This window comes from Salinibaculum salinum, from assembly GCF_037645885.1.
Lineage (GTDB): Archaea > Halobacteriota > Halobacteria > Halobacteriales > Haloarculaceae > Salinibaculum > Salinibaculum salinum.
Map to the genome: position 1 here is coordinate 43,798 of NZ_JBBENW010000017.1, position 25,005 is coordinate 68,802.

Annotated in this window: 27 protein-coding genes; 22 read left to right on the plus strand and 5 right to left on the minus strand. The window is 62.2% G+C overall.

Annotated features, from left to right (window positions below):
- The 8 genes from WDJ60_RS14330 to secY are packed head-to-tail and all read left to right on the plus strand — an operon-like array spanning position 1 to position 5,475.
- Complete coding sequence (locus WDJ60_RS14330; protein WP_340101268.1) at positions 1-537, plus strand: 50S ribosomal protein L6; 537 nt, start codon at positions 1-3, stop codon at positions 535-537.
- Positions 537-1,403 (plus strand): 50S ribosomal protein L32e, encoded by an 867-nt coding sequence (locus WDJ60_RS14335; protein WP_340101270.1) that lies wholly within the window; start codon positions 537-539, stop codon positions 1,401-1,403. Before WDJ60_RS14330 ends, WDJ60_RS14335 begins: the two co-directional genes overlap by 1 nt.
- The gene (locus WDJ60_RS14340) at positions 1,396-1,848 is read left to right on the plus strand and encodes a 50S ribosomal protein L19e (protein WP_340101271.1); all 453 of its coding nucleotides are present in this window, start codon (positions 1,396-1,398) and stop codon (positions 1,846-1,848) included. Before WDJ60_RS14335 ends, WDJ60_RS14340 begins: the two co-directional genes overlap by 8 nt.
- A complete protein-coding gene (locus WDJ60_RS14345; RefSeq protein ID WP_340101273.1) occupies positions 1,848-2,405 on the plus strand; it encodes a 50S ribosomal protein L18 in 558 nt (185 codons plus the stop codon). Before WDJ60_RS14340 ends, WDJ60_RS14345 begins: the two co-directional genes overlap by 1 nt.
- On the plus strand, positions 2,402-3,040 hold the full coding sequence (locus WDJ60_RS14350) for a 30S ribosomal protein S5 (RefSeq protein WP_340101274.1): 639 nt from the start codon (positions 2,402-2,404) through the stop codon (positions 3,038-3,040). The genes WDJ60_RS14345 and WDJ60_RS14350 overlap by 4 nt, the downstream gene beginning before the upstream one ends.
- The gene (locus WDJ60_RS14355) at positions 3,040-3,504 is read left to right on the plus strand and encodes a 50S ribosomal protein L30 (RefSeq protein WP_340101275.1); all 465 of its coding nucleotides are present in this window, start codon (positions 3,040-3,042) and stop codon (positions 3,502-3,504) included. Before WDJ60_RS14350 ends, WDJ60_RS14355 begins: the two co-directional genes overlap by 1 nt.
- Positions 3,504-3,995, plus strand: coding sequence for an uL15m family ribosomal protein (locus WDJ60_RS14360; RefSeq protein WP_340101276.1), 492 nt, complete (start codon positions 3,504-3,506; stop codon positions 3,993-3,995). The genes WDJ60_RS14355 and WDJ60_RS14360 overlap by 1 nt, the downstream gene beginning before the upstream one ends.
- Position 3,996: 1 nt before the next feature.
- Positions 3,997-5,475: a preprotein translocase subunit SecY gene (secY, locus tag WDJ60_RS14365; protein WP_340101278.1), complete on the plus strand. Its 1,479-nt coding sequence runs from the start codon at positions 3,997-3,999 to the stop codon at positions 5,473-5,475.
- A gap of 129 nt (positions 5,476-5,604) precedes the next feature.
- On the opposite strand, the gene WDJ60_RS14370 is transcribed toward secY, so the two are convergent.
- Positions 5,605-7,188 (minus strand): right-handed parallel beta-helix repeat-containing protein, encoded by a 1,584-nt coding sequence (locus WDJ60_RS14370; protein WP_340101279.1) that lies wholly within the window; start codon positions 7,186-7,188, stop codon positions 5,605-5,607.
- Between the two features lie 331 nt (positions 7,189-7,519).
- Here WDJ60_RS14370 and WDJ60_RS14375 point away from each other — a divergent pair, with 331 nt between their 5' ends.
- Positions 7,520-7,702, plus strand: coding sequence for a DUF7511 domain-containing protein (locus WDJ60_RS14375; protein WP_340101280.1), 183 nt, complete (start codon positions 7,520-7,522; stop codon positions 7,700-7,702).
- Between the two features lie 180 nt (positions 7,703-7,882).
- Here WDJ60_RS14375 and WDJ60_RS14380 read toward each other — a convergent pair whose 3' ends face one another.
- On the minus strand, positions 7,883-8,479 hold the full coding sequence (locus WDJ60_RS14380) for a DUF7344 domain-containing protein (RefSeq protein ID WP_340101281.1): 597 nt from the start codon (positions 8,477-8,479) through the stop codon (positions 7,883-7,885).
- Positions 8,480-8,973: 494 nt separating this feature from the next.
- Between WDJ60_RS14380 and WDJ60_RS14385 the strand changes: the two genes are divergently transcribed.
- Positions 8,974-9,270, plus strand: coding sequence for a HalOD1 output domain-containing protein (locus tag WDJ60_RS14385; RefSeq protein WP_340101282.1), 297 nt, complete (start codon positions 8,974-8,976; stop codon positions 9,268-9,270).
- Between the two features lie 29 nt (positions 9,271-9,299).
- Here the strand turns inward: WDJ60_RS14385 and WDJ60_RS14390 are convergent, their stop codons facing one another.
- On the minus strand, positions 9,300-10,667 hold the full coding sequence (locus tag WDJ60_RS14390) for a nucleotide sugar dehydrogenase (RefSeq protein ID WP_340101283.1): 1,368 nt from the start codon (positions 10,665-10,667) through the stop codon (positions 9,300-9,302).
- Between the two features lie 323 nt (positions 10,668-10,990).
- Between WDJ60_RS14390 and WDJ60_RS14395 the strand changes: the two genes are divergently transcribed.
- Positions 10,991-11,545, plus strand: a complete 555-nt coding sequence (locus tag WDJ60_RS14395; protein WP_340101285.1) for a DUF7344 domain-containing protein — start codon at positions 10,991-10,993, stop codon at positions 11,543-11,545.
- A 312-nt stretch (positions 11,546-11,857) separates the two neighbouring features.
- Entirely contained in the window at positions 11,858-12,229 is a 372-nt protein-coding gene (locus tag WDJ60_RS14400; RefSeq protein WP_340101286.1) for a DUF7344 domain-containing protein, read from the plus strand.
- Positions 12,230-12,306: 77 nt separating this feature from the next.
- Here the strand turns inward: WDJ60_RS14400 and WDJ60_RS14405 are convergent, their stop codons facing one another.
- Entirely contained in the window at positions 12,307-12,582 is a 276-nt protein-coding gene (locus tag WDJ60_RS14405; RefSeq protein ID WP_340101287.1) for a winged helix-turn-helix domain-containing protein, read from the minus strand.
- Positions 12,583-12,918: 336 nt separating this feature from the next.
- Between WDJ60_RS14405 and WDJ60_RS14410 the strand changes: the two genes are divergently transcribed.
- The 6 genes from WDJ60_RS14410 to WDJ60_RS14435 all read left to right on the plus strand — a co-directional run bounded on the left by WDJ60_RS14410 (position 12,919) and on the right by WDJ60_RS14435 (position 18,464).
- A complete protein-coding gene (locus WDJ60_RS14410; RefSeq protein ID WP_340101288.1) occupies positions 12,919-13,488 on the plus strand; it encodes a metal-dependent hydrolase in 570 nt (189 codons plus the stop codon).
- A complete protein-coding gene (locus WDJ60_RS14415; protein WP_340101289.1) occupies positions 13,436-14,725 on the plus strand; it encodes a helix-turn-helix domain-containing protein in 1,290 nt (429 codons plus the stop codon). Before WDJ60_RS14410 ends, WDJ60_RS14415 begins: the two co-directional genes overlap by 53 nt.
- A 68-nt stretch (positions 14,726-14,793) precedes the next feature.
- The gene (locus tag WDJ60_RS14420) at positions 14,794-15,243 is read left to right on the plus strand and encodes a DUF7344 domain-containing protein (RefSeq protein ID WP_340101290.1); all 450 of its coding nucleotides are present in this window, start codon (positions 14,794-14,796) and stop codon (positions 15,241-15,243) included.
- Positions 15,244-15,797: 554 nt separating this feature from the next.
- The gene (locus WDJ60_RS14425; protein WP_340101291.1) at positions 15,798-16,382 is read left to right on the plus strand and encodes an acyltransferase; all 585 of its coding nucleotides are present in this window, start codon (positions 15,798-15,800) and stop codon (positions 16,380-16,382) included.
- Positions 16,379-17,491, plus strand: a complete 1,113-nt coding sequence (locus WDJ60_RS14430) for a DegT/DnrJ/EryC1/StrS family aminotransferase (RefSeq protein ID WP_340101292.1) — start codon at positions 16,379-16,381, stop codon at positions 17,489-17,491. The genes WDJ60_RS14425 and WDJ60_RS14430 overlap by 4 nt, the downstream gene beginning before the upstream one ends.
- Positions 17,484-18,464: a Gfo/Idh/MocA family oxidoreductase gene (locus WDJ60_RS14435; protein WP_340101293.1), complete on the plus strand. Its 981-nt coding sequence runs from the start codon at positions 17,484-17,486 to the stop codon at positions 18,462-18,464. Before WDJ60_RS14430 ends, WDJ60_RS14435 begins: the two co-directional genes overlap by 8 nt.
- 453 nt (positions 18,465-18,917) lie before the next feature.
- On the opposite strand, the gene WDJ60_RS14440 is transcribed toward WDJ60_RS14435, so the two are convergent.
- Positions 18,918-20,288, minus strand: a complete 1,371-nt coding sequence (locus tag WDJ60_RS14440) for a DUF7282 domain-containing protein (RefSeq protein WP_340101294.1) — start codon at positions 20,286-20,288, stop codon at positions 18,918-18,920.
- A gap of 189 nt (positions 20,289-20,477) precedes the next feature.
- Between WDJ60_RS14440 and WDJ60_RS14445 the strand changes: the two genes are divergently transcribed.
- The 4 genes from WDJ60_RS14445 (at position 20,478) to WDJ60_RS14460 (ending at position 24,962) form a co-directional block, all read left to right on the plus strand.
- Entirely contained in the window at positions 20,478-21,836 is a 1,359-nt protein-coding gene (locus WDJ60_RS14445; protein WP_340101295.1) for a hypothetical protein, read from the plus strand.
- A 52-nt stretch (positions 21,837-21,888) separates the two neighbouring features.
- Positions 21,889-22,995, plus strand: coding sequence for a GNAT family N-acetyltransferase (locus WDJ60_RS14450; RefSeq protein ID WP_340101296.1), 1,107 nt, complete (start codon positions 21,889-21,891; stop codon positions 22,993-22,995).
- A 102-nt stretch (positions 22,996-23,097) separates the two neighbouring features.
- A complete protein-coding gene (locus tag WDJ60_RS14455) occupies positions 23,098-24,021 on the plus strand; it encodes a polysaccharide deacetylase family protein (protein ID WP_340101297.1) in 924 nt (307 codons plus the stop codon).
- Positions 24,018-24,962: an NAD-dependent epimerase/dehydratase family protein gene (locus WDJ60_RS14460; RefSeq protein ID WP_340101298.1), complete on the plus strand. Its 945-nt coding sequence runs from the start codon at positions 24,018-24,020 to the stop codon at positions 24,960-24,962. Before WDJ60_RS14455 ends, WDJ60_RS14460 begins: the two co-directional genes overlap by 4 nt.
- The last annotated feature ends 43 nt before the right edge of the window (positions 24,963-25,005 follow it).

Sequence of the window (25,005 nt, forward strand, 5' to 3'; positions counted from 1 at the left end):
ATGACACGAACAGCACTAGAGATACCCGACGACGTGAGCGCCGAGATGGATCATCTCGACCTCACAGTAGAGGGACCGAACGGCAGCGTCACGCGCCGCCTCTGGTACCCGGATATCTCGGTTACAGTTGAGGACGGAGAGGTTCTCATCACGAGCGACGAGGACGACGCCAAGACGAACTCGACGCTTGGCACCTTCGAGAGCCACGTCCGCAACATGTTCCACGGCGTGACCGAGGGCTGGGAGTACGAGATGGAAGTCTTCTACTCTCACTTCCCGATGCAGGTCGCAGTGGAGGGTGACGAGGTCGTCATCGAGAACTTCCTCGGTGAGAAGGCCCCACGACGGACCGAGATTCGCGGTGAGACAGAGGTCGAAGTGAGCGACGAGAACGTGACGCTGCGCGGACCGAACGTCGAAGACGTCGGCCAGACGGCCGCCGACATCGAGCAGTTGACGCGCGTCACGGACAAGGACGTTCGCGTCTTCCAGGACGGCGTCTACATCACGCAGAAACCGAGTCGAGGTGACGCCTAATGGCAGACAACGACGACGAAGAAGTCGCATTCGAAGACGACGAACAGGACGTCGACGAAGAGGAAGCCTTCACCGAGGAGGAAGCCACGGAGTCGACTGACGACGAACCCGAAGAGGATGTCGAGGCTGAGACAGACTCCGACGAGGAGGCCACCGAGGCGGAGACGGAATCCGAGGACGAAATCGAAGAGCTGACCGACATCAGCGGCGTTGGCGATTCGAAGGCCGACGCGCTGACCGAAGCCGGCTACGAGACAGTCGACGACATCCGCGTCGCGAGCCAGGACGACCTGGCAGACGTCGACGGTGTCGGGATGGCACTCGCAGCCCGTATCAAAGCCGACGTCGGCGACCTCGAAGTCAGCGAGGAAGTCGAAGCCGACGTCGAAGAGGAGACGCCGGACGTCGAAGACGAGGACGTCGAGACGGAACTGCAGCCCCGCGGACTGGTCGAGAAGACGCCGGACCTCGACGACGAGGCAAAGCGCCTGCTCACCCAGCGCAAACGCGAGGGGAAACCGCAGTTCAACCGGCAGGACCACCACAAGAAAAAGCGCGTCGGCACGTCGTGGCGACGCCCGCGTGGCCAACTCTCGAAGCAGCGCCGCGGACACAAGGGCAAGGGCGACACCGTCGAAGCGGGATTCCGTACCCCGAAGGCGGTCCGTGGCCTGCACCCGTCCGGTTTCGAAGAGGTCCGCGTCCACAACGTCGACGACTTAGAGGGCGTCGACGGCGACACCGAGGCAGTGCGAATCGCCTCGAAAGTCGGTGGCCGCAAGCGCGAACGCATCGAGGAGGAAGCAGAGGACCGCGATATCCGCGTCCTCAACCCCACCTACGAGGAGGTCGAAGTGAATGACTGACCTGAGTGCACAGAAGCGACTGGCAGCGGACGTCCTCGACGTCGGGAAGAACAAACTCTGGTTCGACCCCGAACGACAGGGTGACCTCGCGGAAGCGATCACCCGCGAAGACATCCGCGAACTGGTCGACGAGGGCGTCATCCGCACCGAGGAGCCACAGGGCAACTCCCGCGGCCGCGCTCGCGAACGACAGCAGAAACGCTCCTACGGGCACCAGAAAGGAGCCGGCTCCCGGAAGGGGAAGGCCGGTGCCCGCCAGGGCAAAAAGGAGAACTGGCAATCGAGAATCCGCGCACAGCGCGAACACCTGCGTGAGCTCCGCGACGAGGGGACCCTCGAACCGTCGGAGTACCGCGACCTGTACAACAAAGCAGGCGGTGGGGAGTTCGACTCTGTCGCGGATCTGGATCGGTTCATCGACGACAACAACTACGGTGACACATAATGGCGACAGGACCACGATACACGGTGCCGATGCGGCGTCGCCGCGAGGCCCGTACAGATTACCATCAGCGGTTGCGCCTGTTGAAATCCGGCAAGCCACGGCTCGTCGCTCGAAAGAGCAACAAGCAAGTCAGGGCGCAGCTGGTGACGACTGGCCCCGCCGGCGACCAGACGGTTGCCGCCGCCGAATCGAACGACCTCGCCGAGTACGGCTGGGAGGCACCGACGGGCAACATGCCCGCCGCGTACCTCACCGGGCTGCTCGCGGGACTGCGGGCCATCGAGGCCGGCATCGAGGAAGCGGTGCTCGACATCGGACTGAACTCCCCGACGCCGGGGAGCAAGGTCTTTGCAGTACAGGAAGGCGCAATCGACGCCGGGCTCGAAATCCCGCACAACGACGACGTACTCGCCGACTGGGAGCGGACCCGCGGCGAGCACATCGCCGAGTACGCCGAGGAGGGCGATGGCGGCTACAGCGGCGATTTCGACGCCACAGAGTTGCCCGCGCACTTCGACGAGACGCGGGAGACACTAATGGGTGACATCGAACTATGAGTGCTGACAACGGATGGGAACCACAGACGCGGCTCGGCAAGAAGGTCGTAGACGGCGACATCGAGACGATGCGGGACGCGCTCAACGCCGGGCTGCCGCTGAAGGAACCCGAGATAGTCGACCAGCTCGTCCCCGGACTCGAGGACGAAGTGCTGGACATCAATATGGTCCAGCGGATGACCGACTCTGGACGGCGGGTGAAGTTCCGCTGTGTCGTCGTCGTGGGCAACCGCGACGGCCTCGTCGGCTACGCCGAGGGGCGTGACGACCAGGTCGGTGGCGCAATCCAGAAAGCAATCGAGATCGGCAAGCTGAACCTCATCGACGTCTCCCGCGGCTGCGGGTCCTGGGAGTGTGGCTGTGGCCGTCCCCACACGGTCGCGCTGCGCACCACGGGCAAGGCCGGGAGCGTCGAGGTCGAGCTCCAGCCCGCACCGCGCGGGCTGGGTCTTGCAGGCGGTGAGACCGTCCGCAAGGTGCTCGAACTCGCCGGAATCGAGGACATCTGGACGCGCTCGTCGGGGAACACCCGTACCACGGTCAACTTCGCCAAGGCGACGTTCAACGCCTTGCAGAACACGGCCGAGGCACGCGTTCCCCAGCGCACCTTCGAGAAGCGCGAGGTGATCGAGTAATGCGCGCACTCGTCCAGATTCGCGGGAATGTCAACATGAACGGCGACATTCAGGACACGCTCGCGATGCTCAACATCCACCGCGTCAACCACGCCACGTTCGTCCCTGAGACGGACGCGTACACCGGCATGGTGTCGAAGGTCAACGACTACGTCGCACACGGCGAACCGAGCGTGGAGACGGTCGAACTCCTGCTCGAAACCCGCGGCGAACCCGCCGAGGGCGACGGCGACATCACCGACGAGTGGGTCGCCGAGAACACGGACTACGAAGACATCGAAGCGCTGGCCGAGGCGCTGGTCGACGAGGAGACACGACTGCAGGACGAGGGTCTCTCGCCGACGCTCCGTCTGCACCCGCCGCGTGGCGGTCACGACGGTATCAAGCACCCGACCAAAGAGGGCGGGCAGCTCGGTAAACACGACCCTGCCGCTATCGACGACCTTCTGGAGGCGATGCGATAATGAGCAACAAAAAGAAACGACAGCGCGGGTCGCGCACGCACGGTGGCGGCACACACAAGAACCGTCGCGGTGCCGGTCACCGCGGTGGCCGCGGTGCGGCCGGCCGCGACAAACACGAGTTTCACAACTACGAACCGCTCGGGAAACACGGCTTCTCCCGGCCGGACAAGGTCAAGGACGATGTCGTTACCGTCGACGTGCAGAAACTCGACGAGGACGCCGCACTGCTCGCCGCAGACGGCGTTGCAGAGGAGACCGACGACGGCTACGCGGTCGACGCGCGTGACGTGGCAGAAGACAGCTACGACGCCGACGCGGTGAAGGTGCTCGGCACCGGTCAGGTCCGAAACGCTCTGGACGTGACCGCCGACGCGTTCTCCGCGAGTGCACGCGAACTGCTCGAAGAGTCGGGCGGCTCCGCAGCACTCTCCGAGCGCGCCGAGGAAGCAGAAGTCGAAGAGGATACAGCAGACGAGACAGACGAGGACTAACATGAGCTGGAAGGACACCGCCGAACCGGTACTCACCCGGATGCCGTCCGTCCGTCGCCCGCAGGGACACGTTCCGTTCAAGCGGAAACTGGGCTGGACGGTCGGTATTCTGGTGCTGTATTTTTTCCTGACTAACGTCTTCCTCTTCGGTCTCGGGAGTGGCGGCGGAGACGTCTTCGGCCGCTTCCGGTCGATCATCGCTGGCGGACAGGGCACAGTGTTGCAACTCGGCATTGGGCCAATCGTCACGGCGAGCATCGTCCTCCAGCTACTCGGCGGTGCCGACCTGCTCGGACTCGACACGCAGAACAACCCGCGGGACCAGGTCCTCTACCAGGGACTGCAGAAGTTCCTCGTCGTCGTGATGTGTGTCCTGACGGGGCTGCCGATGGTCTTCGGTGGGGATTTCCTGCCACCGAGTCAGGCGCTCGCAAGCTCGCTCGGTATCGGACTGACCGGCGTCCGCTTCCTGCTGTTCGCCCAGATCTTCGCTGGGGGAATCCTCATCCTCTACATGGACGAGGTCATCAGCAAGTGGGGCGTCGGAAGCGGTATCGGGCTGTTCATCATCGCCGGTGTCTCTCAGCGACTCATCGGTGGGCTCATCCAGATTCCCGGCTTCAACGCACCGGAAGGTTCGTCTGGCGGTATCATCCCGACGTGGATTGGGATACTGCTGGGCAACGAGTCGGTACCACCGCTGCTCACACCTGACGGCATTCAGGCGCTGTTGCTCGGTGTTGGGCAAGTCGTCCCGATCCTGACGACCATCGGCATCTTCGTCGTGGTCGTCTACGCCGAGTCCGTCCGCGTCGAGATTCCGCTCTCGAACGCCCGGGTGAAGGGCGCACGCGGTCGCTTCCCGGTGAAGCTCATCTACGCGAGCGTCCTGCCGATGATCCTCGTCCGCGCGCTGCAGGCGAACATCCAGTTCCTCGGGCGCATCCTCGACGCACAGTTGGCGAATATGCCGACGTGGCTCGGCAGTTACTCACAGGGCACCCCGACCGGCGGGTTGTTCTACTTCCTGGCACCCATCCGTGACCCATCCGACTGGATGTGGTTTGCGGGTGGTGGTGGCGGGAACGCGCCGTGGGAGATTCTGCTCCGGATCGGCGTCGACCTGACGTTCATGGTCATCGGCGGTGCCATCTTCGCCATCTTCTGGGTGGAGACCACCGACATGGGTCCGGACGCGACGGCCCAGCAGATACACAACTCCGGGATGCAGATTCCCGGCTTCCGCCAGAACGTCCGCTCTATCGAGCGCGTGCTGGAGCAGTACATCCCACAGGTGACTGTCATCGGTGGGGCACTCGTCGGGCTCCTCGCCGTCATGGCGAACATGCTCGGCACCATCGGCGGTGTCTCTGGGACTGGACTGCTGCTGACAGTCTCGATTACCTACAAGCTCTACGAGGAGATCGCAGAAGAGCAACTCATGGAGATGCACCCCATGATGCGCCAGATGTTCGGGTAATTCTGGACACACACCAACTCTTTCTTTTTCGCTCTCACTCTGGCGAGCAACAGCTACACCGTACAGGAGAATTGCCTCGGTAGTTCGTCGTCTCTCTAAGCAGGGAGTCCGTCGGCCAGAGATGCCCGCTCAGCGTGGGTGGCCAACAGGTGCTCTCGGCTCGTCGGTCCCGTAGTGGTTGTCCGAGAACTCGACGCTGTCCCAGGACTCGGTGTGGAGTTGCGTAAATGCAGACCCATCATGGCCGTCCGGTGAGGCCTTCGGTGCGTCGTCGTTGTAGAACCAGTTATTTCGAATCGTGACGGTGTCCTCGGGAGCGCCGCGGACGACGACGCTCTCGGGAGTGGTGCTGTCCTGCACCCGAGTGGTCGCTTCGACGGTGTTGTGATGAATCTCGACACCCGTCTCTCCCGGTCGCTGCGCGTCGATGACGTGGCCGAGCGTATCGGGTCCGAAGTGGTTGTACGCTGCCGTGTAACCACCGGTCCCGGTGGCCGTCACGCCGTGGCCGTTGTAGTTCAGGTCGTTGTATTCGATACGAGGGTGGCCGTTCCGGCAGCAGACGGCGTACCCCAGCCCGTGCATCGGGTTGTGGTGAATCCGTGAGTGATGGACGTGCGTGTCTGCGCCACAGTGAACGGCCGCGTAGGTGAAGCCGAAGATGTCGCAGTTGTCGATTTCGACGCCGCTGCCGACCACGTCCAGCCCCACACTGAGCTCGTCAGTGTCGTGCTGGACGAACGTCGTCTGCGAGCCCCCAAACCGGAGCCCGGTGACGCGGGCGTCGGCTTCGACGACGGCCATCGGCCAGGTTGCCTCGGTGGTCTGAAGCAATCCGCCCGGAGCGCCGTCGATACCGCGGTCTGAGGCGAGTGTTACCCCCGATGGAACCCAGAGGGTCGTCGTCCCGAGGTCGAGTTCTGCATCGCCAGGCACGTAGACGATGTCGCCCCGACTCGCCGCGTTCAGTGCCGACGTGAGTTCCTCGACAGTTGTCGCTGTGGCAGTCGCCGCCGACGGATCGACCGTGTCGTCGCCATCGCCACCGACCTGTGCCTGGGAGTGGGTCGGTGGCTCGGTCCCTGTGAGTTCGTACGTACTGATCGGGGTTCCGTCGACCAGAATCGAGAAGTCGCCGGTACTGGGGCTGAACGAGGTTACCCCGCCGTGAACGTCGTAGCTGTCGACGAGCCCATCGCCGGTGGTGCCCGCAGCAGTCCAGGTGCCGTCGTCGTTCGCAGTGACTCGGCGACTCTCCTCGTCGCTATCGGTCTGCTGCGGTTCGATGGGACCAGTCGCGGTAAATTCGTAGTTGATTTTCGATGGAGAGGTAACGACCAGTTCTGTCGGCGAATCCGGCAGGTCGTCGCCGGCTGCCGGGCCGTACGCGAGTCGTGCGCGACCATCGACGGCGACTGTATCGAGGGTTCCCGTGAGCCGATACGCGGCGAGCCCGTCCGTTACCTCGCCAGTCACTGACCCGCTGTCGACGGAATCGGCCACGTCTGCGTCCGTCGACACCGGATCGACCGTCCCGTTCACGTCGAAGCTGTACGCAACGGTCCCGTCTGCATCGACGAGCAAACTCTCCGTGCTACCCGTTGCACCCGTGGTTTCGGCTGTGACTCCGGCCAGTGCGGTGAGGCCCGTTGCCTTCAGGTACGTTCGTCTGTCGAGCAAGCGGTGCTTACCATCGTCCTCGTCTCTCTGCATATCGTGGTAGGGTACAATTAAGCGGATAAGCGTTCTGTCACATTGCGTGAGGTGTGGGTACTATTGGACCACGGTTTCTTGCGGGATAGCTACAGAGTGACTGCGAAACTGACGGCTGCCAGCCGCTCGATGCCCCTATTGTGACGCGGGCGCGGCCGACCATCGCGGCGTCGCGAGACGAGCCGTCGGTAAGAGTAGCTTACCGCGGGATTTGAGCCCGAAAAACAGGAGTCTCCCCACAGAAAGTGGAAGTATCAACGATGTAATTCAGGATTCGCAGTTGGTAGAGAGCGTATAGAAAAGTAGGTGTTCTACGTGGGAGGTGACGAGCATGAGTCGATACGGGAATGGGAGAGAGGTGTCCGCACAGCAACTGCAGGCCATCGTGGAAAAGTACGAGGACAGACCCGACCAGTGTACGATTTTCCCTTCAGCGAGTGACGGCATCGAACGGATGTCGACGTGGGTGACCGCGAGAGAAGGGTCGTTCGTCGACGTGCAGACGATGCGGTAGGGAGCTGACCTATCGTAGCCACTGAAAGTCATTGTATACACGACCGCATGAGAGCGATGCGGTCGGTGTGTAAATCGTTTCAACTGTTACTGTCGCGGCCGCTCGTCGGCGACAAATTCGACTGACTGTGCGGTACGTTCGAGTCGGCGCCCGGAAAACGGTTCTGAGCCCACCGGGAGGCTACGACTGTTGTCCAACCGGTGGCTGTGGCAGATACGGGAGCTTCGACCGCACCTGCGTCAGATAGCCGTTCGCATCACAGTACTGTAACGTCGCGATGGAGAGAACAGCGACGATGAGCGCGACGAGAATCACCGTCGGTGTGAGACCGACACTCGCCGCGCCGACCTGGCTCAGTACGAACAGCCCGGCTCCGAACAGTGACGTACTCGCGTAGTAGTAGTGCCAGTACGCGTCGTCGGTGTCGGGCTCGATATATGCGTCGAGCTGGTCGGCGTTCTCCGCCAGTTCGATTCGGCCGCGATTCTGGTCAAAATCTACGATGTCCATATCGTCCATCTTCGGGAGATGGCACTGATAGAGACCGACGTACACGCGCTTTCGCTGACTCGACGACAGTGCTTTGACTGTCGTTTCGTTTTCGATAGCCGCAACGTGCTCAGCTAAATCGCTGAGCGAGACGCTTTCGTCCCGTTCGTTCAGGTACTTCAGTACCTCTCTGCGCCGCCTATTTTTCAGGATCTCGAAGACCTGATCGAGCGGCAACGACTCTTTCGTGGACATCGTCTCTCCCCCCGGAGAGGGTGAGTCGTTCATCTGCTGTGGTTGTGGTGTGGCACTCATATTTGTGGTGTCTGCTTGTCACAGCGGAGAAGTATGCCCCCACTGTGATTGCGAAGTGGCATATTTCGCCACCGTTGTTGACCCTGGACCCCTTGGACTGCGGATACTTCTCAATTGCAGCGTCACTACATGCATTGGTAAACCACTTAATTATTGCGAACCGAACAATCCAGTAGGCTGTCTAAAATACTGATACTGCCCGGTCTGCAAGCGGTGGAAATCTTCTAAATCAGTTAGGAAGTTCCTACTCCGCCTCTCTGTGGGTTTCACGTCTGTCGATTTTCACTGTGATATCCACAACCCTGCCAGAGCAGTGTATAAGTATAACATATTCGATAGTAGACCGAGTCGATAGTCCAGTCGAGAGGAGGTGCGCCCTTCTGCGGGGGACAAGGATTATATTCGTCCTCTCGAAAGCCCTCTATAGAACGTACCGAGACGTATATCGTATCTGCCACGTTTTGAAAATGTTTGACAATACAAAGCCCCGGTCGGAAAACAGCGGACTGGTTCAGGCGAGCCACGATTTCTCCGGTGCCGAATCGCTTTCCGTTACGATTATGGAAGCGGTTGCGTGCGCACAGGGCACCGAGATCGAGAACCTTGACCAGCAACTGTTCGATGTCGTCGACCCGGATGCACTCGACCGTCTGTTCAGACCGACAGACACCACGACCTACGAAGCAGAGGTACGGTTTGTCATCGACGACAGCGCTGTTGTGATTCGGAATACGGGCGACGTGTTCGTCCGCCCGCTCGATTGACGTCTGGCTCCCGCTTGCTGTTCTCGTGTTCACTCACGCCCGCGCCCGAGTGTGTACACGCGGTGATCCGTCTCTTCCAGGTCCAGTGCGTTTTGCGTGTCCACGACCAGGAGTTCCGGCACGGTCCGCCAGTCGAATGCGGCAAATTCGTCGTGGGCGGTCACGAGAACAACTGCATCGACATCCAGCTCCGGTAACTCCTCGATGTTTACGGTGATGGCGGCAAACGGCGACATATCTGAGCAGACGGGGTCGACGGCGAACGTGGTCGTTCCGCGTTCGGCGAGTGCGCTGTCGATTCGCCGAGCTGGTGATGCACGCGTCTCGTCGATGCCGGGCCGGTAGGTCACACCGAGCAGTGCGACGCGTGCGTCGTCGAGACCGACACCGACCGCGTCGAGTTCCGATTCGAGTTTTTCGACGGTGTAGGCGGCCATCTCGTCGTTGACCGTGCGGGCGGTCTGCAACATGGGCGTCGTGGTCGAACACTCGGTGATGAGAAAGTACGGGTAGTATGGAATGCAGTGGCCGCCCACGCCCGGTCCCGGCGTGTGGATGTCACAGTACGGCTGTCCGTTGGCTACGTCGATGGCTTCCCGAACGTCGACCGCGAGTTCGTCGGCGAGCGTCGCCAGTTCGTTCGCCAGCGCGATGTTGACGTCGCGGTACACCCCTTCGAAGACCTTGACGCACTCCGCGGTGGTGGCGTCGCTCACCGGAACCACGTCGTTGCTCGTCAGCGTCTCGTAGACGAGCGTCGCGGCCGCCCGACTTTCTTCGTCGCGGCCGCCGACGACTTTGGGATACGCGCCGCGGATGTCCCGGAGTGCACGGCCGCTCGACGTTCGCTCCGGGCAGAACGCCAGTCCGAACTCGTCGGGGTCGAGTCCGCTGCGGGCCGCGAGTGTCGGTTCGATTACCTCGGCGGTCGTCTGCGGTGGCACCGTCGACTCGACGAGTACGAGGTCGCCAGGTTCGAGCCCTGCGGCCAACGTCTCGACGGCACTTTCCAGCGCGCTCAGGTCGACAGTGCCGTCCTCTCGAACCTCGGTCGGGACGATGAGGACGTGGACGCTCGCTCCGGACGCGGCACCCACGCCATCGGTGGTCGCGGCCAGTGCATCATCGGTGACGAGACGCTCCGTCAGGGCGGCGAGTCCCGGTTCGTGGTCGACTGGACAGTTCCCAGCGGAAATCCTATCGACGACGGACTCGTCGATGTCGACGCCGGTGACGTTTCCCGTCGTTTCGGCGATGGCTGCAGCCAGTGGTAATCCCATCTTCCCGAGTCCGTATACTGCGACTGGGACCTGCCCGCTGGTGAGCGAGTCGCGCAGGTGTGCCCGTGTAGAATTTGTTCCGTATAGTTGCGTTTGTTGTGCTTTCTGGCTACTCATGCGGCAGTCACCGACCGAGAACAGGTCCGACTCGTTCTCTCAGCGGTTGCCCCCACAGATGACACCATACGCGTGAACGCTCGTCTCATACGCGCTGACATTGCCGACCAGTCGGGCTTAGTTATCCAGCCGCTGTATCCGGTAGCAAGTGGGTACGCTTCCGCGAGACCGGCAGATGGGACGGGGATACGCGTCGGTTCGGGGGGCTGTGCGGACGGGACAATGGTAACGAGACTGTAACAAAGGGGTGTCCGAGGAACTCTTTGGTCGTGTCACGAGTAACGAAACGGAACCGAACACGGTGAGACAGATGCTCACACCCGATGTCAACGAGCGATACAGAACTAACACAGGATGACGTATTCGAGATACTGAGTAGCCCTCGGCGGCGCTACCTGCTGTACCATCTGCGGCAGCGCGGGGAGCCAGTCGAGCTGACTGAGCTTGCCGAGCACGTGGCAGCCTGGGAGAACGATGTGGAGCCAAGCGAGCTGACGACCCAGGAACGAAAACGCGTGTACGTCTCGCTGTATCAGACGCACGTCCCGAAACTCGACGACGCCGGTATCGTCGATTACGACGCCGATAGCGGGATGGTCGCGCTTACCCGTCGAGCGCGCCGCATCGATGGGTATCTCGAAGAGGAGGAGACGATTCGCTGGCAGTATCTCTACGTCGGTCTGGCACTCGTCGGTGGAGCACTGCTCGTTGCAACGATTGCGAACGTCTGGGTGTTCGGAGCGCTCTCAGAGGGCGTTGTCGCCGTGCTCGTCGTCGGCTTGTTCGCTGCCCTGGCACTTGCTCACCTCGTCTCGCAGTGGCGTGCCAGGCAGTCGATCCCGTCAGAGCTCCGTGAGGGTGGGTCAGACGAGGAGTAACAGTTGCGGATGTCGGTGAGGAGGAGCTACTGTTCGAGTTCGTTCTCGGGTAGCAGCTGCTCTGGTGACCGCTTGTACGTCGGTGTCTCTGCGAATTCTGTGATACGCTCCAGTTCGTTCTCGGACAGGTGTTGCACCATCACTTCTCAGGTACCCGGCGATACGAATAGTAATTCGGACCATATGTGTGAAACTGTTGGACACAGGTTCTTTCTACCCCGTGTGCCGGCAATGGCCGGTCTCGCGTTCGTTGTCACGTTCATCGGGGGTAAGTGGTGTATAACATTGTACAGCGGCCTCTACCTTCGAACCATGACGGGGCAGTCCGGAAACCGGTCCGTACCGACTGACACCGAACGCGGACCGCCACAGCCGACCCAGTTGTTCGCGCTGCTCGCGGACTCGCGGCGACGATATCTGCTGTACCGACTCCGTGAGGAGGGCCCCTGTCGGCTGGCGCAGGTAGCCCGTGATATCGCGAACCACGAGGTCGCCACGCTCGGAACGGTACCGCCCGATAGCGTTCGAGACGTCTACCTCGACCTCTATTACACGCACGTCCCGAAGCTCGACGCGGCTGGAATTATCGACTACTCGGAATCGCTCGGAGAAGTCTTGCTGGTCCAGACGGACGAAGCGTTTACACGGTGTCTCGACGCTGCCGCCGGACTCGAAGAAGCGTAACACTGTCGGCTGTCTGTTCGTGCAGATATTCAGCGCCCGAGGTGTCGAGAGTCATGGCTGACAACCGACGAGATGGGTCACGCCAGTCCCTCGTCTTCGATCGTTTCCCACGTCGCTTCGCCGGGGTCTGTCAGCCCGTACACCCGTCCTTTCTTTCTGTGGTCGGAGACGAGCAACTCGACGAGTTCGCGGTCTCTGAGCGCCTGCAAGGCGCGCGAGACGTGCGCGATGCCGACATCCTCGTCAGCTGCAATCTGTGAGGGCGTCGCAGGACCGTCTGCGAGCCGTCTCAGCGATGCGACTCGATACCGCGAACTGATAACGAAGCTGATATCGTCCCAGTCGACACTCATCTCCCGGTACCTCGGTCAGATGTTGAATATGTACAGTGAATCATTGCGGATGGAACCTCCAGGGCATCTGCATCGAATACCTTCGGGTTGCTAGCTCTTCGTTGCGGTTTATATCCGTTTCGCTGGTTCAATTCGAACATTGGTGGTAGGGACCTCGAAAGTACGGATAATGGGTTCTTACCATTTCGACAGTCCACAATAACAATACCCCTTGACTGTTTCCTCAGCCAGTATGTACATGCGAGACCGACGGTGTGCTGGCGGGAGTGGCCAGGCAGTCGATGCGCCGAGACACCTGTCGACACCGGACGTGACGCAGACGCGGAGGTCGTAGTCGTGTGGCCCTGGGAACACCTCGCAATCGGATATCTGGTCTACTCGCTTTTCGTCCGTTACGTCGCCGGTCACACGCCACAGGCACTCGCAGTCGCCGCACTCGTGGTCGGCACGCAGTTTCCGGACCTGATAGACAAACCGCTCGGATGGGGGACGTCACTCCTTCCATCGGGGACCTCGTTTGCACACTCCCTGTTTGTCGCCGTTCCGCTCGCGGCGCTTGCGGTGACCGCCACCGCTGCGGTCGACCGGGCCGACATCGGCGTCGCGTTTGCAATCGGATATCTCCTTCATCTCCCTGCCGATGCCGTCTATCCGCTGTTGATCGGGAGACATCTCAACTGGACCTTTCTCTTCTGGCCGCTCCTCCCCGCGCCGGCGACAACAATTCCAATCGTCCCGTTCGTGAGAGAGCTCGCCGGTCAGTTCCTGGCGTTTCTCTCGACGCCGCGTGGGCGGTTGTACCTCCTGCTCGAACTCGGTCTCCTGGGTGGTGCCATACTGCGCTGGTACGTCGATGGAACGCCAGGCCTCGGATGGCCAGTCGAATCGGAGGCGGCCAGCCGATGAATCCGACGGGCAACCGGCGGTGGTTCCAGTGACCCGGAACGGGGATACCGGGCAGGGCCAGCAAACCGAAGGTCGACACACAGACGGCCAGCGCGATGCTGATTACGACGCCATCGTCGCAGAGGTTTCGACCGCGTTGCTCGACGGAACGGACCCCGGCACTATTCAGGGCGAACTCGTCGATTCACTTTCGGGAACCGGTCACTACGGCGGTGTCTGGGTCGGAAACAGACTCGATCGAACAGCCACGCGCGCTGCTGGCGCAGACCCGCTCGTGGAGGTCCTCGGTGAGATAGCCACGTTACCGACTGATTCCGACGGTTTCGTCACGACCGAGAGCGTGACTATCGTCCCAGCCCCTGTCGTTCAGGCGGTTGCTGCCGACCGCGGTATCGAAGTGACTGGAATCCGGGCCGCTCGCGTCCCGCTTCGACACCAGGGGTTGGCCTGCGGGATGGCCGTCGTCGCCACCGACCGGCCCGGTGCGTTCGAATCGAATGAAATCGCAGCACTCGCAGATATCGGTCGACTCGGAGGGTTCGCACTCGATTCGGCAGTCCAGCGTCGACTGCTCGCCGCCGATGGTGCCATCGAGGCCGTCCTCGAGACACGTCACACGAACACGCCCACGGTGATGACGAGGCTCGCGAGGAGCACGGAAGCGAGCGTGGAACTGGATCGAGTGATTCCCAGGGACGATAGTGCACACTTCCACCTCACCGTTCCAGCCTCCGATATCGAGGCGCCGCAACTCGAAGATGGCGACCTTATTCGGCGCGTGACCGTCCGCGGCTGCGAGGGCGGGGAGTGCCTCGTCGAGGCCGTCGTCTCGACGCAGTGCCCGCTTGCGAGTCTCGCGATCTCGGGCGTTGCCATCGTCTCAGCGACGGCCGATGCTGACCATCTCAGGGCAACGGTGCGGGCCGGGGAGACCGGGCCGGAAATACTGCGCGCGTTTCGCAACCGCTTCCCGAAAGTCAAGTGTATCGCTAAACGGCAGGCCATCGACGAGGACGACGACTCTAGCGCGGCCGGCATTCTCGATCAGGCGGGGTTGACGCGGAAACAGCGAACGGTCCTCGAATCCGCTCTCGCTGGTGGGTTCTTCAAGCGCCCGCGCGAGCGAACCGGTGCCGAGATCGCGGCGTCGCTCGATATTTCGGCATCGACGTTCCACCAGCACCTCCGCGAAGCGTTACGGAAAGTCATCGAGACGGCCGTCGACCCGCCGACGTAACGAGTCGTTCTCGCTTCTCGGAACATTCAGGTACGCTGTTTATTCAATTAGATTGAGTGACACGTCGTATGGGGTCCCAACCACCAGTCCGCGATGGCGGCACCGGCGAGGGGTGGTCGCTCGACGATCTTGACGAACTTGAGGCGTTGCGCGGCGATGACGACCGCTCGCTCAGTGGCGCAACCGTCACGACCGACGAGTTGTTCTGTGCACTTGCCGAGGCGCGTAACCGATTCGTGTTGACGTACTTGCTTCTGGTCTCTCGGCCAGTTCCGTGCTACGAACTCGTCGAATACGTCGTTCACAAGACGGAGCCACCTGCGGGCTACACCCAGGCGGAGTTTCGCGGCCGCATCCTCACTGAACTCCTCGACACGACCTGCCCGAAACTCGACGATATCGGTCTCGTCGAGTTCGACGAAAAAAACCAGATTGTCTCCGAAACGAACCAGACTATTATCGCGTTACCACATCTCCGACTCGCGTTGAAACGGGCTGACCTGAACTCTTCCGACTAGAAAGAGTTACATACTACGTGTAGTCGCAAATTTCACACTATTGTCTAGTCTAAAATTGGATGGTACCCGTTTGTAGTGCGTAAAGATATTTGATTTCATGAATAACATATATAGTGTAATGGTAAGAACTATTATGTGAATACTCTTCGAATGAGTGATTGGCAGCCGTCCAGAACTGTCATGGGTCACGTCACGTAACGCTCCCGGGACGTGTCCCTGACTGTGTAACGCACCTCGCCCACCCCACACCCGATTGCCACCAGGGCGGCTGCCAGGCACCCCACCGAGTTGCCTGCTGGGGGACCGTCCCCTGGGGGCACCACACCATCAACTTTTCCGCCCCGCGACCAGCCGGGCGGGACTCGCGACGGGGTTTGCCCCACCCCGTCGGGGGTCACATTCTCAGACTCAACCAGTATCACGTCCGCACTGACTCACGTAGTCGGCAGTCCCTAACGGGTCGACAACACCTGACAAACCCGTCCATAACAAAGGCCACACTCCCGCAGGAGTTGGGTGAGAGGCCGGGGTGTCCCGGCAACTACCGAACAACCATGTCACAGATACAGATTGGAGACGGCAGTTACGTCTCGGATGGTGCCGCTGTCGGCCAGAACGGTGGCGACGGTGCTGGGCGAACTGTCATCGGCGAGAACGCGACGATACGCTCGGGCTCTGTCATCTACGCCGGCGTCGAAATCGGCGACGATTTCACGACCGGTCACGGTGCCATTGTCCGCGAAGAGACGACTGCTGGCGACGACGTCGTCGTCGGTACGAACGCTGTCGTCGACGGCCAGGTCACGCTCGGTTCGCACGTCAGCCTCCAGACTGGTGCGTACGTCCCCCCCGGATCGACCATCGGTGACGAAGTGTTCCTCGGTCCCCACGCTGTCGTCACGAACGACGAGTATCCGATTCGGACCGACAACGGCCTGCAGGGTGCACAGCTGGCTGACCACGTGTCTGTCGGCGCAAACGCGACGATTCTGCCGGACGTGACGGTCGGCCGCGGGTCCTTCGTCGCGGCCGGCAGCGTCGTGACCGAGGATGTTCCGTCCGAGACACTCGCTGTCGGGTCCCCAGCGCGGCACCGGCCGCTCCCGGACCAGCTCCGAGGAGGGAATCAGATCGCATGACGATGAGTCAACGGCAGCGAATCCGCATCGCTGACCCCGATATCGACAGTGACGAGAAACGCCGCGTGATGTCGGTCCTCGAAAGCGGCGACCTCGCAGACGGTGAAGAGGTTCGTACGTTCGAGGAGAAGTTCTCCGACTACTGCGGTGTCGACCACGGTGTCGCCACCGCCAACGGGACCGCCGCTCTCCACGCTGCCCTGGCGGCGCTCGACATTGGCGAGGGCGATCGCGTCCTGACGACACCGCTATCGTTCGTCGCGACGGCCAACGCAGTCCGTCTGTGCGGTGCAGAGCCGGTCTTCGCCGACATCGATCCCGCGACGTACAACCTCGACCCGGAGGCCGCAGCGGACTGCATTCAGGCGTACGACGGCGATATCGACGCCATCCTGGTCGTCCACCTCTACGGACTGCCAGTCAGAGTCGACCGGTTCCGGGAACTCGCGGACGCACACGACGCCGCGCTCATCGAAGACTGTGCGCAGGCCCACGGCGCGGAGTTTCGAAACCAGCGCGTCGGCTCCTTCGGCGACGTAGCGGCGTTCTCGTTTTACCCGACGAAGAACATGACCACCGGCGAAGGCGGGATGGTCGTCACCGACGACGAAACTGCCGCCGAGCGCGCTGCCTCCTTTGTCAACCACGGGCGCTCACCGACCGACGGGTCGGTCCACGAGCGGGTCGGCCACAACTTCCGGATGACGAATCTCGCCGCGGCGATCGGGCTTGCACAGCTCGAGCGACTCCCCGAATATGTCGCCGCCCGGCGAGTCCACGCGCGCGTCCTCTCGGAGCGTCTCGAAGACACCGACCTCACGCTCCCCGTCGAACCGGGCGACTGCCGCCACGCCTACCACCAGTACACGGTTCGGTGTCGGCATCGCTCGACACTCAGAGAGAAACTGTCCGATTTCGGCATCGATACCGGAGTCTACTATCCGACGCCGATTCACGAGCAACCGGCGTACGACGACATCGACTGTACGATGCCCCACGCCGAACGCGCCACCGAGGAGGTCCTCTCGTTACCGATCCACCCCGGCCTGTCGGCCGCGGACCTCCGGACGATTGCCACTGCCGTCGACTACGTGGAGACCTATGACTGAACTCACCGCAGGCGTCATCGGGACCGGGACGATGGGCGGTCACCACGCCCGTGTCTACGCCGAACACCAGGCCGTCGATCTCGTCGGGGTCCACGACGCCGACCACGACCGCGCCGTCTCGGTCGCCGAAGAGTACGGTACTGCCGCATTACCACTGGAGGCACTGCTGGCGAAGGCCGATATAGTCTCGATTGCGGTCCCGACCGAGTACCACTACGACGTGGCCAGTCAGGTCATCGAAGCCGGTGTGCACCTCCTTATCGAGAAGCCGCTGACCGAGCAACCGAGTCGCGGCGAGGCGCTCGTCGAACAGGCACAGGAGAAGGGCGTCGTGCTCCAGGTCGGTCACATCGAGCGGTTCAATCCTGCTGTCCAGTGTATCGCCGACATTATTCCGGATCTCGATGTCATCGCCATCGACGCCCATCGGCTCGGACCGCCCATCGACCGCGCTATCTCGGACAGCGCCGTCCTCGATTTGATGATTCACGACCTCGATGTGGTCTGCTCGCTCGTCGACGGCGACGTGACCGAGGTCGCCGCCACGGGAACTGAGGATGGGGAGTACGCTACGGCCACTGTCTCCTTCGAAGGTGACGTGGTCGGCCAGTTCACCGCCAGTCGCGTCACTCAACAGAAGGTCCGAGAACTCTCGATTACCGCCAAGGAGTGTCGCGTCAACGTCGATTACGCCGACCAGACGGTGCACCTGCACCGTCGGTCGGTCCCCGAGTACGTCGAGAAGGACGGCGACGTTCGCTTCCGCCACGAGAGCCTCGTCGAGCGACCGACAGTCGACAACGGTGAGCCACTCAAACGGGAAATCGACGCGTTCGTCGAGGCCGTTCGCGAGGGAACCGACCCGGTCGTCTCCGGGCGCGACGGACTACGCGCGCTCTCGCTGGCGCGACAGATCGACGACCTGGCGTCGGGACGCGACAAACAGACCGTTGTCAGTCCCAGTAAGCATTGACTGCCGGTCTCCGGTAGCGAATCCTCCCCGATTTTTGACTCTTTTTCGCTACTCGCTCGATGTCTGTTGACCACTGACAACTGAAACGGTACGCTCCTCACACGTCGAGCACCGGCGTGGCTGTTCGCTCAGGTACACGACGCCACAGTTCGGGCAGGTGTGTAGCAACTGTCCAGTGTCACGGTCTGACTGTCGTGTCTGTTCGTTCTCCGATTCCGAGGTGTCGGAGCCGAGTACGCTGGTCACCGTTTGTCGGATCCAGGATAGCACTAACGGCCAGTTACACCGTCAGACACGTAACGTCAGAGCCTGCTATACCATGTACCCGAATATAACCCGAACCACAAGCAGGACCACTCGCCAGCGGTTTCGCAGGACTACTCGGCTACTCGGGCGGTGCTCTCGCCAGTGTCTGCTCGTCCCCGTCTTCAAAAAAGAATTCGAGCGGGCCGTTCAGAACGGTCCCGGGACTAGCGACTCGACTGTCGTTTCGGTGTCCGTCTCTTCACCGGGAGTTGCTTCGCCTGGTTCTTCCTCACCGGGAGTTGCCTCACCGGGTTCTTCCTCACCAGGGGTCGTTTCACCTGTTTCCTCTTCGCCGGGCGTTTCAGTTTCGTTCGTTTCACCGGGCGTTTCGGTCTCGTTCGTTTCACCGGGCGCTTCAGTTTCGTTCGTTTCGCCGGGTGCTTCAGTCTCGTTCGTTTCGTTCATCTCGGGCGGAGCCGTCTCGTTTGGCTCTTCCATTCCGACGGTGACGTTCGCAGCGTCGGTCACCGCAGAGCCGTTATCGACGTACGGTCCGTCCTCCATGCCCTCGCTGACGACGAAATCGTACATGCCGTTCATGTTCGTATCCAGGTGTGGCATGGCGATGAGCGTGTCACTCTCGTTCAGTTCCGTCTGGTTCGGGCCGCCAGGAACGGTAAAGAGGTCGACAGTCACGTTCTCGTGCAGGCCGGGCGAGAGCGGCTCGGAGACGCCAATGACGCTCCCGACGACGTTCTCATCGAGGAGCGTGGAGTCGTGGATGGTGACGAACCCGCCTTCGGGCAGCGTCGCCGAGTCGACGACGACACTGGTCCCGTCAGACTCCTGGTCGGAGAAACTCACTGTGGCCGGTTCCGGTTCTTCCGTTTCATTGGCTGCTTCGACATCCAGCGTCGCGAGCTGGCCGCTGTCGCGCGTGAGGACGCCGTGGATGTACGTTCCCTCTGCGACACCAGCGAGGGTCGCGTTGAAGGTCACGTCAGTCGACTCGTCAGCGTCGAGGGTTACCGATTCCTGCGCGAGCAGGCCGCCGGCGAAGCGGAACTGGACGTTCTGCGTCGTGTTGTCCTCGTTAGGGTTGGTCACCGTCGCCGTGACGGAGACGTTGTCTCCCGACGTGGCGGTTTCCGGCGCGTCGAGTTCATCGACGGTGAACGACTCCGAGACGGTCAGCGTCTCGAACGCGCCGTCACTCTCCGTCAGGACGCCGTGGAGGTACTCACCGGGTTCGACACCGGTGGTGTTGACCTCGAACGTCACGGTCGATCGTTCGCCCGCATCGACTGTGACGGTCTGTCTATCGACGACAGTCCCTTCGAGGCGGAACTCGACGGATTCGGTGGTCTGGGTCGTTCCGGGGTTTTCGACGGTAGCGGTCACGTCAACTGTACTATCGGGTGCAGCGCTGTCGGGCGCAGTCAGGGACACGACCATCAACTGGTCGTTTGTCGAGTCGTTCCCTGCTGTGTGAGAGGACGCCGCACCAGCTATAGCAAAGCTGGAGCAGACGACCACTGCCGCGAGCAGTACTGCTACTGTTGTGCGGTCTGATGGCATGTGATGCGCCAGTGACTGAGGACGAATACGGAATAAACCGCTCAGACTGTTCAAAATCGAAGTCTCAGCCAACCGCGCATAACCGATTACTAAGAACCCGCCAGCCGTACGTGCGTGAGAGCGACCTAGCTGGCTGTTTCGAAAGTACGTTACACATTACTACTTTCTCTCCTGTCGCACCCAGATTCGATGCGTACCTTCGGGTCTCTGGATGCACAAACGGCTGCCAAATCCCCTGTCGACGGTGGCCACATCGCAGTTGGAGAGCTTCGCACCGACGGGTCGGAACTCCGGTGTGAACTGAGCGCCAGCGGGCAGGTCGCCCGTTTTTTGACCGGAGACCCACTTCGCGTCGATTACAACCAGCCTATCGAGAACGTCCCTCCCTCGTTGCTCGCGGTGCCAGCCCTCGCACAGGTCTGTCCGGTCGCGTGGGCAACCGGAGCAGACGTCTCCATCGACCGTATCGACCCTGAGTTTCTACTGGCACTCAACCGCGTTCGGGAGTCTCTCAAGCGTCTGTACCCCTCGCTCGTCTGCGGCGGAGAACTCGAATACGAGACCACCTCCTGTCCCGAGTGTCGCGACGGAACGTACACGCCCAGCCGACCGACCGGAAAGACCGCGCTGCTGTTCGACGGAGGCGTCGACTCGCTCGCGACGTTCGTCAAGCATCGGCGGGACGAACCCACGCTCGTCACGCTCCAGCGGTGGACTCCTGAAAGCGAACCTGAAGAGATGCGCGTCGTGGCACAGACGGAATCGTTCGCGCGCCGACATGGCTGCGAGACAGCGTTCGTCCGGTCGAACGTCCTCTCGGTGCTCGACGTCTCGGCGCTCGACGCTCACTTCGGGGCTCATCTCGACGGGAGTTGGTACAATGCGGTCGGCCAGGGTCTCGGTGTGCTCGGCCTGTGTGCGCCGCTGTGTGCGAGTCGGGACATCGAGCAGTTGACGCGCGCGGCACCCCGCACGCGCGAGTTCGCCGGACCCTGGGGCAGCCATCCGTCTCTCGATAGCACTGTTCGGTGGTCCGGGACGGCCTGTCGATACGACGGTGCAGATCTGACGCGCCAAGAGAAAATCGAACGTATCGCACAGTTCGTCCGCGAAAAAGACCCGACGGTAACTATCCGAGACTGCCCCGACAGGGGCGGTAACTGCAACCAGTGCGAACTGTGCGCCCGGACCATCGTCGGGCTGGTCGTCGCCGGGCTCGACCCTCGGGACCACGGTTACGCCGTTACCGACGAGACGTTTCCGGCAATCAGGACGAAATTCGAAACTGGGCGATGGAACCTGGCTGCCGACGAGCAGTTCGCGTGGGAGACGATTCAGGCGGCTGCTCCCGAGACATCGCCCGTCGCGTTCGCCGGGGCCGACGACTTCTTTCAGTGGCTCGCCGCCGTGGACCTCTCGGAACTGGCTGCGCAACCGGTCCCGCCGTTGTCTCACCGGTTCACCCGCGCTATCGTGGGCCGCTCGTCGGACGCAGTCTCTCAGTCGCTTTCGTCTGTCATCCGTCGGTTCCGACGCGTATTCTCCTGAGCGGCGGTGAAGGAACTCACTAACAAAACCGACACCCACCGTGGAGTTGGACATGGCTCTGCGCGCTGCGTCCAGCGGGAAATCGGACTACGACGTTCGCCGATATCACCACTCGGACCGTACCGCTGTCCTCGACCTGTACGAGACCGTGACCGGTCGCGACGGGACAAACTGGCTCTCCTGGAAGTACGAAGACAACCCTTACGTCGACCACGTTTCGATGGTCGTTGCCACCACCGCAGACCGCGTGGTGGCCGCGATGCCAGCAGTCGCGTTTCGGCTGCATGTCGGTGACCGGGCCGAACTGGCACTCCAACCGACGGACACGATGGTCCACCCCGAGCATCGCCACCGAGACCTGCTCGACCTGCTGGCCGATCACCTTCGTCGAGTGTATGCCGACCGCGAGCCGGCACTGTTTTTCGACGTACGCGGTGAGTCGGACCGACCGATTCAGGCTGACGGCTGGAAAGAGGTCGACCGGCTACAGACCGCCTATCGGATTCGCCACCCATCGCTGCTGCTCGACGACGACGCCCGGCGCGCTGCCCGGATTACCGCGCGTGCGTTCGGCTCGCTCCAGCGGCTCTCACACCGGCTCCGCGACTGCAGCCCCGACTGGACAGTCACGCGGTCGAATCACGTCCCCACTCGTACGCTCACGGGACTGGCTCGTGACCACCGGCCGTTTGGTATCCACGCTGTGCGTGACCCGCGATATCTGGCGTGGCGATTCGAGAACCCGGCCTGGTCGTACACCACGTATCTGACTGGCGACGACGAATCACGGGCAGCGCTTATCGCTGGCGAGCGTCATGTCGCCGGGCAACACGTGGTCGCCCTGACGGATGTCTATCCCCCAGCAGCCGAGAAGCGAGCCACTGCCGTCGAGCAACTCGTGCGGGCAGTCGTCGCCGATAACCCGCGCGCAGATACGATTCTCGCCGACGAAACAGTTCTCCCACGCCGAGTCCGCCGCCGCACCGGGTTCCGCTGTGACAGCCGGTGGCCGCTGTCGTGGTTCGGATCACCGTCGACGCTCGTTACCGCGCCGGCGTCCGGCCCCGACCCCGCGCCGGCGGACTGGCAGGTCGCCGGGGTGGACATCACTGACCCCGAAAACTGGCACCTCTCGCTCGCCGAACGGAGTTGCTGGTAATCCAGTCACGCTCGTAGTGCGGGCATAACAAAGCGATGTTCGGACTGTACGTTGTGACATGGTTTCGACGACAAAGCGACTGCGATCAGTGGGGGGACGCTGATGGGAACAGTCGTTCTCTCTATCGACGCGGCGCTGGGTTGGGGTGTGCACGACCACGCGGAACCGGCCGGCCGTATCGAGGATGGCCGGAAGGGCTGGAAACGGCTCGTCGACCTCCTCGATACGTTCCGGTTACCGGCTACCTGGGCCATCGCCGGACACCTCTTTCTCGACGACTGTGACGGGACACACGCTGATCACCCGCGCGGACCGTCGTGGTTCGACCACGAGCGGACGGCGTGGGCCGACCGCCCAGAACTCCGATTCGCACCCGACCTGGTCCAGCACGTCCGTGAAAGCGGTCCCGACCACGAAATCGCCGCGCACGGCTTCTCACACGTCGAGTTCGGTCGACCGGAGACGACAGCAGCGACCGCACGCGCCGAGCTGGCTGCCTGCCAGCGCGCCGCCCACGAGTTCGGCATCGATCCGACGACGTTCGTCTTTCCACACAACAGCGTCGGTCACCGACGCGAACTCGCGGCTGCCGGCTTCGACTGTTATCGCGGCATCATTCCGACTGCGAAGGGTCACCATCGCAAACTGATGGACGCGATGGTCGGCTCTCCCGACCCCCGTCTGGTCACGCCCGCCGTCGACGACTGGGGGCTGGTCGATGTGCCGGCGTCGCTGCACCTGTTCAGTTTCGACGGCATCGCACGAGCACTGCTCGAACCGGCATTCGGTGACCCGGTCGTCTCGCACGTCGACCGCGGTCTCGACGAACTCGCCGACAGTGACCGAGTCTTTCACCTCCGGATGGAACCCAGCAGCGTCCGGCGCGAACGCGACGTGGAACGGCTCCGGCAAGTGTTCGCCCGAATCGACGAGCGTCGCGACGAAATAGACGTGACGACGATGGGGACAGTCGCCGGCCGGACCGTCGACGCACAGCTCCGCAACCGCGCGGGTGGGACTCCGTGAGCGACGCCTTCGAGGGGACGACAGCACTCGTGACTGGCGGCGCGGGTTTCATCGGCAGCCACATCGCGGCCGCGCTCGCGGAGCCGGCAAACGTCCGCGTTCTCGACGATTTCTCGTCCGGGTCGGTCGCGAACGTTCCGGGCGGCATTCGGATGCTGGAGGGGGACATCTGCGACGAGATGGTACTCGCGCAGGCAATGGAGGGTGTCGATGTCGTCTTCCACCAGGCGGGACTCGCGAGTGTCACAGCGAGTGTCGACAATCCGGTCGCGAGTCACCACCGAAACGCGACGGGAACGCTCGCGGTACTCGAAGCGGCCCGACGCGCTGACGCACGCGTAGTCCTGGCGTCGAGTGCGGCCATCTACGGTCCCCCGACGGAGTTACCCATCACAGAAGAGCATCCCAAGCGGCCGACAACGCCGTACGGTGTGGACAAACTGGCGGCCGACCGCTACGCGAGTATCTACGCCGACCGGTACGGGCTACCGACCGTCGCACTCCGTTATTTCAACGTCTACGGGCCTGGTCAATCGACGTCGGCAGCCGGCGTCGTCTCGGCATTTCTCGACCGCGCACGGTCCGACGACCCGATAACGATTCACGGCGACGGGACGCAGACGAGAGACTTCGTCCACGTTGCAGATGTCGTCCGTGCCAACCTCCTCGCAGCCCGGACAGACGCGTCTGGGACAGCATTTAACATCGGTACTGGAACGGGGACGTCCATCGCGGAACTCGCCGATCTGGTCAGGGACAGCGTCGACGGTGCTGTTCCAATCGAACACACAGCGCAACGCGAGGGGGATATCGACCACAGTAGAGCGGACATAACGCGAGCGAGCAACGGACTCGGATTCGACCCGAAGGTTTCACTCCGCGACGGTATCGCCGCACTGGCCGCTCAGCAACCGGTGGCAGACCACCCGGCACCGCCGTAGTGTCTGTGTAAGCAGATACTTCTCTCCGTGTGGTCAGACAGTA